Source organism: Oricola nitratireducens (assembly GCF_014904745.1).
In the GTDB taxonomy this organism is placed as follows: Bacteria; Pseudomonadota; Alphaproteobacteria; order Rhizobiales; family Rhizobiaceae; genus Oricola; species Oricola nitratireducens.
Genome location: NZ_JACZCS010000019.1, coordinates 53,564 through 65,348, shown reverse-complemented (window position 1 = coordinate 65,348; position 11,785 = coordinate 53,564). Strand labels below are relative to the sequence as shown.

At 58.8% G+C, this 11,785-nt stretch carries 9 protein-coding genes, 1 tRNA gene and 1 pseudogene; 9 read left to right on the top strand and 2 right to left on the bottom strand.

Annotation, left to right across the window (positions count from 1 at the left end; translation table 11 throughout):
* The coding region (locus IG169_RS11130) for an NAD(P)(+) transhydrogenase (Re/Si-specific) subunit beta (protein ID WP_193176281.1) at nt 1-121 on the top strand (121 nt) is incomplete at its 5' end.
* 668 nt (nt 122-789) lie between these two features.
* On the opposite strand, the gene IG169_RS11125 is transcribed toward IG169_RS11130, so the two are convergent.
* The gene (locus IG169_RS11125) at nt 790-1,809 is read right to left on the bottom strand and encodes a LacI family DNA-binding transcriptional regulator (RefSeq protein WP_193176280.1); all 1,020 of its coding nucleotides are present in this window, start codon (nt 1,807-1,809) and stop codon (nt 790-792) included.
* Between the two features lie 199 nt (nt 1,810-2,008).
* On the opposite strand from IG169_RS11125, the gene IG169_RS11120 reads away from it, so the two are divergent.
* The 8 genes and pseudogenes from IG169_RS11120 to IG169_RS11085 all read left to right on the top strand — a co-directional run bounded on the left by IG169_RS11120 (nt 2,009) and on the right by IG169_RS11085 (nt 11,448).
* Nucleotides 2,009-3,535, top strand: coding sequence for a sugar ABC transporter ATP-binding protein (locus IG169_RS11120; protein ID WP_343225640.1), 1,527 nt, complete (start codon nt 2,009-2,011; stop codon nt 3,533-3,535).
* On the top strand, nt 3,528-4,547 hold the full coding sequence (locus IG169_RS11115) for an ABC transporter permease (protein ID WP_193176278.1): 1,020 nt from the start codon (nt 3,528-3,530) through the stop codon (nt 4,545-4,547). The genes IG169_RS11120 and IG169_RS11115 overlap by 8 nt, the downstream gene beginning before the upstream one ends.
* A 103-nt stretch (nt 4,548-4,650) precedes the next feature.
* Nucleotides 4,651-5,607 (top strand): substrate-binding domain-containing protein, encoded by a 957-nt coding sequence (locus IG169_RS11110; protein ID WP_210325967.1) that lies wholly within the window; start codon nt 4,651-4,653, stop codon nt 5,605-5,607.
* A 78-nt stretch (nt 5,608-5,685) separates the two neighbouring features.
* Complete coding sequence (locus tag IG169_RS11105; RefSeq protein ID WP_193176276.1) at nt 5,686-6,741, top strand: sugar phosphate isomerase/epimerase family protein; 1,056 nt, start codon at nt 5,686-5,688, stop codon at nt 6,739-6,741.
* 21 nt (nt 6,742-6,762) lie between these two features.
* Entirely contained in the window at nt 6,763-7,950 is a 1,188-nt protein-coding gene (locus IG169_RS11100) for a Gfo/Idh/MocA family protein (protein ID WP_193176275.1), read from the top strand.
* Between the two features lie 668 nt (nt 7,951-8,618).
* Nucleotides 8,619-8,813: a hypothetical protein gene (locus IG169_RS11095; RefSeq protein ID WP_193176274.1), complete on the top strand. Its 195-nt coding sequence runs from the start codon at nt 8,619-8,621 to the stop codon at nt 8,811-8,813.
* 381 nt (nt 8,814-9,194) lie between these two features.
* A complete protein-coding gene (locus IG169_RS11090; protein WP_193176273.1) occupies nt 9,195-9,650 on the top strand; it encodes a DUF2924 domain-containing protein in 456 nt (151 codons plus the stop codon).
* A pseudogene (locus IG169_RS11085) lies at nt 9,647-11,448 on the top strand (recombinase family protein). Before IG169_RS11090 ends, IG169_RS11085 begins: the two are co-directional and overlap by 4 nt.
* A gap of 224 nt (nt 11,449-11,672) precedes the next feature.
* Here IG169_RS11085 and IG169_RS11080 read toward each other — a convergent pair.
* Nucleotides 11,673-11,746: transfer RNA gene (locus tag IG169_RS11080), tRNA-Gln, on the bottom strand.
* Nucleotides 11,747-11,785 lie beyond the last annotated feature (39 nt).

Here is an 11,785-nt window from a genome sequence, read left to right as displayed (position 1 = left end):
GCGCGGCCAGGGCACCGGCTATTCCGGCATCGAGAACCCGCTCTTCTACAAGGAGAACACCCGCATGTTCTTCGGCGACGCCAAGAACTCGACTTCCATTCTTGCCAATCTGGTACAATGAGGCCTGTACGGATATTAAAAGCGGAAGTCGACCTGTGTCGTCGACATCATCCGTACCTAGCACAGAGTCGACTCTTTTTTTCCGAACGCGGTATGTCCGCCTTCGGGTCCGAAAGCCGTCCTGTAAGATATTACCCGGTGATGCCCGGCTTGCCTTGGGAAAACTTTTCGCAGCGCTGGACGAAGCGCTTTAGCGTGCGATGGTCATGAATCATGGCCCGTGAAACTGGTCGATTTCACTCAGGACGCTTAGTCTATCGCGCTAACTTTTATAATTGAAACAGCTCAGAAAAAACTGCCTAGGCAACCTGGATTCTCAGCCAGTGTATCCGTCCCAATACCTGGTCTGACCGGAGCTACCCATCGGACCGCATTGTGCACCAGCCATGTGATCCAGATCCGGGCACGACGTCAAGCGGCGCGAAAAGTTTTCGCTAAGCCGCTCGAACGACTGCACCTCATGAATGATGAGCGTTCGGGTTGGGCAGGGAGGACATCTGCTCTTTGTTATCCAAATGACCGCAATGGGGTCTAAAGCGGACTTCCGTTCAAAAGTTGGTTACGTCTGCTAAGACCGTTTCAGTCGTTGTCTACCGAAATGCTCGACCGGATCAAGTTCGCGTTGACGGTCGTTTCAATTCCGTTGTTCGGCGGAGCGTCACTAGGAAGTCAGGGTGCCGAACAGGAATCGCGGACAATCAAGTCGCCGTGTAGAAGGACTTTCGTTTTTGGATTATCCCGCGTCGTGAGCGAGTCCAAGAGAAGCGACATCGCCAGCTCGCCGATTTGGCCGCGCGGTTGTCGAATTGTCGTCAACGATGGAGACATATTCCTTGCGAAAGGAATGTCATCGAAACCTAGGACGGAAAAGTCTCCCGGCACTTGATATCCACGAGATTGAAGCGAACCGATCACACCGATCGCGCTGCTGTCGTTGTAGCAAAAGAACGCGGTTGGCAGACTGTCGCGTATGAATAGCCGTTCGACCGCCGATCGCCCTCCCTCGCTGGTTCCATCCCCTTCGACTTTCCAAACGGCGCTTTCATTGACGGCCCGCGCCATAGCACTGGAGTAACCCTGATACCGAAGCTCTGAAACAGCGTCTCCGGGCGGACCGGATACGAAAGCGATACGCGAGTGACCGAGCGACAGAAGATACTCCGTCGCCGTTTTCGATGCGTCGGTATCGTCAACGCCGATATAGGCAACTTCCTCATGCATGACCGGGCGCGACACGGCGATCATCGGCGGCAGTGGCGAAGCAGGATTCTTGGGCCAACCGGCAACCGGGACATGCCCCGTAAGAAGAATCAGGCCATCGGCCATCCCGGTCATCAGGAACCTCAGATGTTTTTCCTCCAGCCGCACATCGCCTTCGGTATTGCCGATCAGCACACCGTAGCCGCGCTCATTCGCCACCTTTTCCAGTCCGGTGAGGATGCCAGGGAAGTTCGGATCCGAAATCGACTGCGCAAGAACCATGACCATCTGCGACCTCTGCATCCGCAGATTCTGCGCCATCGCATTCGCGGTGTAGCCGGTATGTGCGATTGCCGCAGTGACCTTTTTCCGGGTGCTCTCGGCAACTTTTTCCGGCATTCGGATTGCCCGGCTCACGGTTGCTATCGAGACGCCGGCAAGCTTCGCCACGTCCTCGATCGTTGCTGGTCTAGCTGACTGTTTTTCCAATTCTTTTTCCTGACTTCCCGATAACGGCGTGGCCGGAACGGATATTGAGAATCGCGATTCCCTGCCGGTAAGATAGCAAGCTTTTCGGCAATGATAAGGTTTTCATCGCGGTATGAAAAGGTTTACATTCACGATGAAAAGGTTTACACAACTCTCGTCGGTTGAGGAGCCGGCATGCATTTTTGGGAGGAATCGCGCCGTGCAAGAGACCATCAGCAACGATGTATCCGTGCTTGCGGCAGAGCGCGTCAGCAAGTCCTTTGGCAACGTCCCGGTGTTGTTCAGCGTCAGCTTTGACATCTGTGCAGGCGAAGTTCATGCCCTGATCGGCGAGAACGGCGCCGGCAAGTCGACGCTGATGAAAATACTTTCCGGTTTTCTCGAGACCACTTCGGGCGCAATCCGCCTCGATGGACAGGAGATCTCTCTGCCGCCAGACGGCCAGGCCGAAGCCTTGGGAATCGTCCTGATCCATCAGGAGCTGAATCTCGCTGAGCAGATGACAGTCGCTGAGAACATCTATCTCGGCCGCGAACTCACGCAGCACGGGTTCATCAACAGCAGCGAAATGGCCCGGCGTGCCAGCGCCATGTTCGCGGAATTCGGTCTCGACATTTCGCCGAGCGCGCGGATTTCGGATCTTTCAATCGCGCAGAAGCAGATGGTGGAGATCGTCAAGGCGATAAGCCGCAATGCGCGAGTGCTCATCATGGATGAGCCCACCGCTGTCCTCACGGAAGCCGAGACCGAACTGTTCTTCAAGCAGGTGCGCAAGCTCAAGGCCGGCGGCACGGCGATCGTTTTCGTGTCCCACAAGCTCCATGAGGTCAAAGAGATCGCCGACCGGGTGACGATCCTCCGGGACGGGCAATGGATCACAACGAAATCTGTCGAGGAATTTACGCTCGACAGCATGGCCCAGATGATGGTCGGGCGCGAGTTGTCGGACTTCTATCCGCCGATGAACGAAGCCGATGTCGATGCGGAGATCGTGCTGGAGACCCGCAATCTGAACACGAAGAACCTGAAAGACATCTCATTCCGCCTTCGGAAGGGAGAAGTGCTCGGATTCGCTGGATTGATCGGATCGGGCCGCACGGAACTTTTCGAAGCAATTTGCAGCCTCGAGGAACGACAGGGCGGAGCCGTCCAAGTATCCGGCAAGCAAGCGGATTTCCGGTCGCCGGCGGAAGCGCGCGACGCAGGGATCGTGTATCTGACCAAAGACCGCAAGGCCAAGGGACTCTTGATGGAACAAGGCATGCGACCCAACATGACCCTGTTCGCGCTCCCAAAATTCACCCGTCGCTTCATGCTGGACCGCGCCGCCGAGCAGACGGCGCTCGAGCGCGGAATTCGGAGGTTCGACATCCGTGCTCGTAATCCAAATTGCCGGACGCGAGAGCTTTCCGGCGGAAACCAGCAGAAACTCCTCCTGGCAAAAATCATGGAGGCCGAACCGCGTATCGTGATCATCGATGAACCGACCCGCGGTATCGATGTCGGCACCAAGCAACAAATCTATCATTTCATCGCCGCGCTCGCCGCCGAAGGCATGTCCGTCGTCGTGATTTCCTCTGAAATGCCGGAAATTATCGGGATCTGCCATCGCGTTTTGGTGATGCGTTCCGGCCGGATCACCGGCGAACTGACTGGTGATGCGATCAACGAGAACGAAATTGTGCGCTTCGCCGCCGGATTAAAAGAGGAGAGGGCTCATGGCTGATATCATGACAAATCAGGTCACGGGAGCCAGGACGACCACCATGGACTTCAAGACATATGGCCCGGCCGTCGCGCTGCTGCTGCTCTGCGTTATCGGCTTCATGCTCAATCCGGCATTCCTGAGCGAAGGGAACATAACCAACCTTTTAACGCGTTCCGCGTTCATCGGGATCATCGCTGTTGGGGCGACCTTCGTGATTACCGCAGGTGGTATCGACCTGTCGGTCGGATCAATGGCGGCTGTCATCGCTGGTGTGATGATTATCGTCATGAACAACTCGATCGACACCTTCGGAACAGGTGCCACGACTGTGCTTATCGGCTGTGGCTTCAGCATCCTGCTCGGTCTCGGCGCCGGTTGGATCAATGGCATGCTGACGACCAAGGGCAAGATTGAAGCCTTCATCGTCACGCTCGGCACGATGGGAATCTTTCGCTCCCTCGTTACCTATTTCGCCGATGGCGGCACCCTGTCGCTCAACCACGATGTCCGCGGCACCTATCGACCGGTCTATTATGACAGCATTCTTGGCTTGCCGTTCCCGGTCTGGGTCTTCATCGCAGTATCTGTCGCTGGCTGGATCCTGCTCAACCGAACGACGTTTGGTCGCTATTGCACGGCAATCGGTTCGAACGAGGCCGTGGCCAAATACTCCGCCATCAAGGTCGACCGCATCAAGACATGGACCTACGTGCTGCAGGGTCTCTGCGTAGCCATGGCGACCATAATCTACGTGCCCCGGCTTGGCTCGGCGTCATCGTCGACCGGCGTTCTTTGGGAACTTGAGGCGATTGCGGCCGTAATCATCGGCGGCACCGTATTGAAAGGCGGCTACGGCCGGATTGGCGGCACGATCATCGGCGCGCTCATCCTGACCACGATCGGCAATATCCTGAACTTCACCGACGTGATCTCCAACTACCTGAATGGCACGATGCAAGGGCTAATCATCATCGTTGCCGTGTTGCTGCAACGCAGTGATTGGAGCCGGAGAGCCTCACCGAAAAACTGAAACAGAATTCGCACGTCCATTCACTGAGACAACCGACGTGGCGAAGTGCCGGGTTTCCCCGGAACGGGGAAGCTCACCCTGAAGAAAGGAAATGGAGGAAGAAATGAAACTCAAAACGGCTATCACGGCTTTGGCAATAAGCGGCGCGCTCGCTCTTGCTGGCACTGCATCCGCACAGGAAAAGATCAAGATCGGTGTTTCCTATCCGACCCCGACCCATGCCTGGGCGGCCGGCATGAACTGGCATGCGGAAAAGGCGGAGGAACGGCTTGAGGCACTCTATCCCGATGTTGACCTGATCCTGGTCAACTCGCCGGATCCCGGCGCCCAGGCTAGCGCATTGGAGGACCTCGTTTCGGTTCATCAGATCGACGCACTGGTCGTGCTTCCTTTTGAATCCGAACCGCTGACCGACCCGGTTCTCAACGTCAAGAAGTCTGGCGCTTTGATCACGGTCGTCGACCGCGGGCTGAGCCAGCCGGGGATCGAGGACATCTATGTCGCGGGCAACAATCCGGAACTGGGGCGCGTTTCGGCGGTCTACATGAAAAGCCGCCTGAAGGACGGCGACAACATCGTTGTTCTGCGAGGCATCCCGACGCTGATCGACAATGAGCGCTTCGACGCATTCATGGCCGAAATCGAGGGCTCCGGAATCAACGTGCTGGACCACAAGCACGCCAACTGGAACCGCGACGACGGTTTCGAGGTGATGCAGGACTTCTTGAGCCGCTTTCCGGACATCGACGCGGTCTGGGCGCAGGACGACGATATCGCCATCGGCGTGGTCGCCGCGCTCAAACAGGCCGGACGCGACGGCAATGGAATGTTCGTCGTCGGCGGCGCCGGGATGAAGGAGACGATCAAGAGCATCATGGACGGCGACGAACTGGTTCCGGTCGACGTGCTTTATCCGCCGGCGATGATCGCGACCGCCATGGACGTCACCGTGGCCGCTTTCAAGTCGAACGGCCCGGTCGCGGGGCGCTACATCCTGGGCGCGACCCTGATCACACCTGAAAACGCTGCGAGCTTCTACTTCCCGGATTCACCTTTCTGAGTTGTAGAACGCAAGCGTCGGAAAGGGGAACTCCCGGCCCCTTTCCGCTTTTTCCGGCTCTCGCGAAGGAACACCATGATGAAAACAATAAAAGGTCCAGCGCTCTTTCTTGCGCAATTCGCCGGCGACGATGCGCCGTTCAACTCATGGGCGTCGATCACCAAATGGGCCGCGGATTGCGGCTACAGGGGCGTGCAGGTGCCGAGCTGGGACGGGCGCCTGATCGAACTCGAAAAGGCCGCCACGTCGAAGGACTACTGCGACGAATTCAAGGGCGTCGCGGCGGAGAACGGGGTCGAGGTCACCGAACTCTCCACCCATCTGCAGGGCCAGCTCGTCGCCGTGCACCCCGCCTATGACGAAGCCTTCGACGGTTTCGCAGCTCCGGAGGTGCGCGGCAATCCGACGGCGCGACAGGAATGGGCCGTCAAGCAGGTCATGATGGCGATCGAAGCATCGCGAAACATGGACATCGGCGCGATGGCGAGTTTTTCCGGCGCACTGGCCTGGCCCTATGTCTATCCGTGGCCGCAGCGCCCGGCCGGACTGGTTGAAACCGCATTCGACGAATTGGCAAAGCGCTGGCGGCCGATCCTCGACCACGCCGAGGATTGCGGCATCGACATTTGCTACGAGATCCACCCGGGTGAAGACCTGCATGACGGGGTGACGTTCGAAATGTTCCTGGAGCGCGTCGGTAACCACAGCCGGTGCAACATGCTGTACGACCCGTCGCATTACGTGCTGCAGTGTCTCGACTATCTGGAGCATATCGACATCTATCACGAGCGGATCGGGATGTTTCACGTCAAGGACGCGGAGTTCAATCCGACCGGGCGCCAAGGCGTCTATTCCGGCTACCAGAGCTGGGTGGACCGCGCCGGCCGCTTCCGCTCGCTCGGCGACGGACAGGTCGATTTCAAGGGCGTGTTCTCGAAGCTGACCGCCCATGATTTCGACGGCTGGGCCGTGGTCGAATGGGAGTGCTGCCTGAAACACCCCGAGGACGGCGCACGCGAAGGGGCGCGGTTCGTCTCCGACCACATCATCCGCGTGACCGAAAAAGCCTTCGACGATTTCGCCGGCGCGGGCACCGACGACGCAGCCAACCGCCGCATGCTCGGCATTTCCTGACAGGACAAGGGAGACAAGGCGATGACTATAAAAAGCTCCAGTACAACGACTCACCGCCGCATCCGCCTCGGAATGGTGGGCGGCGGCCGCGACGCTTTCATCGGCGGCGTGCACCGCATTGCGTCACGTATCGACGATCGTTACGAACTGGTTGCCGGCGCTTTTTCCTCTACGCCGGAAAAGTCGAAAGCTTCCGCCGCCGATCTGGGTGTCGCGCCGGATCGCGCCTATGGCGATTTCGTGGAAATGGCGAAGCGCGAGGCGCGGCTGAAGAACGGCATCGAGGCCGTCGCGATCGTCACACCCAACCACATGCATTATCCGGCGGCGCGCGAATTCCTGAAACGCGGCATCCATGTCATCTGCGACAAGCCGCTAACCTCAACGCTTGCCGATGCGAAGAAGCTGGCGAAGGCGGTGGAGGCGTCTGGCTCGCTTTTCGTGCTGACGCATAATTATTCCGGCTACCCGATGATCCGCCAGGCGCGCGAGATGGTGACGAAAGGAGACCTCGGCGACATCCGTATCGTGCAAATGGAATATCCGCAGGACTGGCTGGCCAGCGCCGAGGAAGAACACGGCAACAAACAGGCGGAATGGCGCACGGATCCGAAACGCTCCGGCCTGGGCGGGGCGATCGGCGACATCGGCACGCATGCCTTTCATCTTGGCAATTTCGTCACCGGGCTGGAAACGGATTCCTTAAACGCCGACCTCGACAGCTTCGTGTCCGGGCGCCAGCTGGACGACAACTGCCACGTGCTGCTGCGCTACAAGGGCGGCGCGAAGGGTATGTTGTGGGCAAGCCAGGTCGCGCCGGGCCACGAAAACGGCCTGATGCTGCGGATCTACGGCACGAAGGGCGCGCTGGAATGGGTGCAGAAGGATCCGAACTATCTTTGGCATTCGCCGCTGGGCGAACCGCGCCGACTGATCACGCGCGGCGGCGCTGGCGCCGGCAGCGCGGCGGCGCGGGTTACGCGTATTCCCGGCGGCCATCCGGAAGGCTACCTGGAGGGTTTCGCAACCATCTACACCGAAGCCGCCGAAGCAATCCGCGCGCACCAGGCCGGCGAGCCGATCCCCGATACCGTGCTCTGTCCCAACATCAACGACGGTTTGGCGGGCGTCGCCTTCGTGACGGCATGCGTCGATTCGTCGAAGCGCGGCGGTTCGTGGGTGACGTTCGACCGCTATATCGGACGTTAAGGCGCGCTTACACGGCTCCGCGTTTAGATAAAAGCCACTTGCTTGGGATGCCCCTTTACAAGTCCGAAGATCGTGTTCCGCCATAATGTAGCAATGGCCTGTTTTGGCACTTCTCGGACTCTCTGCCGCTGACCGCGGGATGTCCGCTTTGGGTCCGAAAGCCGTCTTGCAAAATGTCGTCTGGTGATGCGCGGCTTGCCTCGGGAAAACTTTTCGCAGCGCTGGGTATTGCGGTTCAGCATGCACCGGCCCGCTGCCGGATACGCGAATCCGTCCGATTTGGATACGGGCGCGTAGCCCGTCGAATTATGTTCTTGGAATTGCCTGGAAATGTGTGCCTGGCGAACCTGGAATCTCAGCCAGTGTATCCGAGCCAATTCCCGGTCTGACCGGAGCTGCCCGTCGGACCGCAGTGTGCACCAGCCATGTGATCCAGATCTGGGTACGGCGTCAAGCCGGGCGAAAACTTTTCGCCGAGCCGCTCCAACGACCTCATCTCATGAATGATGAGCGTTCGGATTGGGCGAAAATTGAAATTCCGTTCTTCCGTGTCAAATGGCTGCAAAGGGGCCGATAAGAGAATGTCCGGTTGTGGGCGCCGGCCGACCAAAGCTGACATACTGGTGCACCGTTCGCACCGTCGTATCTGGCCCTGAGCGGACAAGCAGGTGCTGAAGGACGAGGCGAAACTGGATCGCCTTGGCGATCGGATCATCCCGATCCTCGTCCGTCAGGGCTTCGACAGGAAGCAAGCCGACGCAGCCTTCGACGAACTGGTCGACCGCTACCGGAAGGGCTGGGGCTTCCAGCGCCGCTTCCCCGAGGACGGGTTCCCGGACGAGGACGAAGACGCGGGCGTCTGAGCCTAACCGCCGTCCGGCTCCCGGTCGTGGCCTCCTTTGCCAGCGCGTCGGTGTCTTCAGGAGGCCCTTCCCGGTCTGCCCGAGCCGACGTCGCTGCAAACGCTGTTTGCGTGAAATGGCCTGATTCCCCCCGTTACTTCTTGAAACGCCGTTTGCAGATGAATCGCTGGTCCAGAGCGTTTCGTTCGAACGGCAAGGAGCACGGAGCGTCGCCGCGCGAACCCGATCGCACGACACTCTTCGAACCCGGAACGGTCGGATTGGAGACGGCTACAAGTCGTCCTCTTTCGTGCTCAGCGAGACCTCGAAGATCAATCCGCGGCGGTACGCGATCGTTCGGTCAGTCGGGGAGGGCGGTCAAACTGGTGGCGGAGCGGCATCGTGAGTTCTGTCTTGTCGTCGATAGTCGGAGTTGATGTCGCCGCCTTCGAGGCGCTGGACCGGGAGGACTGCATCGAAGCCTGGAGAAAACAGTTCGGTCGCAGTCCTCTAAAATATGTCTCGGTGCAGTTCATGCGCCGGGCACTGGCCCATGAAGCACAGGTGAAAGCCCATGGCGGGCATTCGCCTGCGGTTCGAAGGGCCCTCGAACGGTCCTTGAGGAATGTTCGAAAGGCGGATGGCAAGACGAGGTCGGTTCTGCCGGCCTCGTCCCTGACGCTTCGGCCGGGGACGCATCTTGTTCGCGAGTGGAACGGCCGGTCGTACCAGGTCGAGGTGCTGGAGGATGGCTTCCAGATGGACGGCAAGCACTATCGCTCGCCGAGCGCGATCGCCCGCAAGATCACTGGCGCCCACTTGTCGGGGCCGCGCTTTTTCGGACTGGATGCGTCATGAAGAAGATCCGCTGCGCCATCCATACGCGGAAATCTTCGGAGGAGGGTTTAGAGCAGGAGTTCAACTCGCTCCATGCCCAGCGCGAAGCCTGTGTCTCCTATATCGCCAGCCAGAAGCATGAAGGCTGGGTGCTAATGCCGGAACACTATGACGATGCCGGCATATCCGGCGGAACACTGGAACGGGCAGGCTTGCAGCGACTACTGCGCGATGTGGACGAAGGCTTGGTCGACCAGATCGTCGTCTACAAGATCGACCGGCTGACGCGATCGCTGGCCGACTTCGCCAAGCTTGTAGAGCGGCTGGATGCGTCCGATGCTTCCTTCGTCTCGGTGACGCAGTCATTCAACACTGCCACCAGCATGGGGCGGCTGACCCTGAACGTACTTCTGTCCTTCGCTCAGTTTGAGCGTGAGGTCACCGCCGAACGTATCCGCGACAAGATCGCGGCATCGAAGAAGAAGGGGCTCTGGATGGGGGCAATGTTCCGCTCGGCTATGAGCCAGATGGGCGGACGCTGAAGATCGTGGAAGACGAAGCCAGGACGGTTCGAACCCTGTTCGACCTCTATCTCGAACACGGGTCGGTCAAGGCGGTCAAACAGCAGGCCGACCGGATCGGGTTGCGGACGAAGGCGAGGGGAGGCAAGGAAAGCCAGTCTTCGAAATGTGGTAAAACCGGGCGAACCGGGGACGCCGGCATTGATGGCAGGATGCCGTCGTCGGTTTCGATCCATGATGCCATGGCAGACGAGTGCAAGGATCAGCATGTCAATCGGTCGGCAAAGCGAATGCGCAACGGCGCCGGAGACCTTCCCTTCTGCCGAAGCCATATTCATCACATTCTGATCAATCCGATCTATGCGGGACGAATCCGCCATCGCAGCCAGATCTATGACGGCCAGCATCCCGCGATCATCGATCCTGCGGTCTTCGATGATGTGCAGGAGCGCCTGAAAGCCACTTCCGGAAGACAGAGGGGACGATCAGGAGCGGGCTCCAAGGCATCACCGCTTGCGGGCAAGCTGTTCGACGAGACAGGTGATCGTCTGACCCCAACGCACGCCAATAAAAAGGGCAGGCGCTATCGCTACTACATCTCCAACCGGATGATCACGGGCGGCGGGGACACTGACAAATCTCGGACTACCACCGGATGGCGCCTGCCGGCGAAGTCACTTGAACAGCAACTAGAATACGCAATAACAACCCATCTGCGCGAGCGATTGCCCGCAGATCTCCTGATCGATCCCTCGGTCGACGACATTCGTCGCATCCGCGATCTGTTAGCTGAAACAGGGACGGGAACGTCGACGCAGAATCTCAATGCGATCCTGTCCTGCGTCGCACGCAGTACGATCACACCGGGAACGATTGAGCTCACCCTTGAACCGGAAGCCGTTGCCGCATGGCTGGTTGCCTCATGCGCCTTGATCAATATCGATGCGCTCTCATTCCCGGTCCCGTTCCAATTCCGTAAGCGCGGCGTCGAAACCAGGCTGGTTATCGGAAACGATCAGAACCGAGCCATTGACGAAACGCTGATCCGCAACATCGCCAAGGGGCAGCAGTACTATGACGCTATCAAGCAGGGCCGGACGTTCGAGGAGATCACCACATCGGAGAACCTCTCGAAGCGCCGTATTCTGCAGGTGATCTATCTCGCATTCCGCGCACCTGACATCGTCAAATCGATCATGCAGGGTGATCAGCCAATCGGCCTGACCGCCAAGTGGCTCGGTCAGAATCCGCTGCCATCGGATTGGCAGGCTCAGCGCCGCATCGTTGCCACGCGCTGAAAAGGCAGCTCAGAAAACACGCTAAATACCAACGGCTTGCGATGGTTCGTCGATGCAAATCTGACAAACTGTCAGTCCCGAAATGGCCGACAGAGACTTTCGGCGATTCAGGGCCTATTTCGCGGCGAAAACCCCGTCTCTGTTTGCGCCGGAAGGCCGCAAGCCTTTGATTTCTCGTCGCTATTCGGAGAAAAAGTATAGTTATATCAATAACTTATGGTCGCTGGCTGGGGAACCTGGATTCGAACCAGGACTAACGGAGTCAGAGTCCGTGGGTCTACCGTTAACCTATTCCCCACCGCCTCGCGTGAGACCGGCGATATAGAGCCTCGTCGCG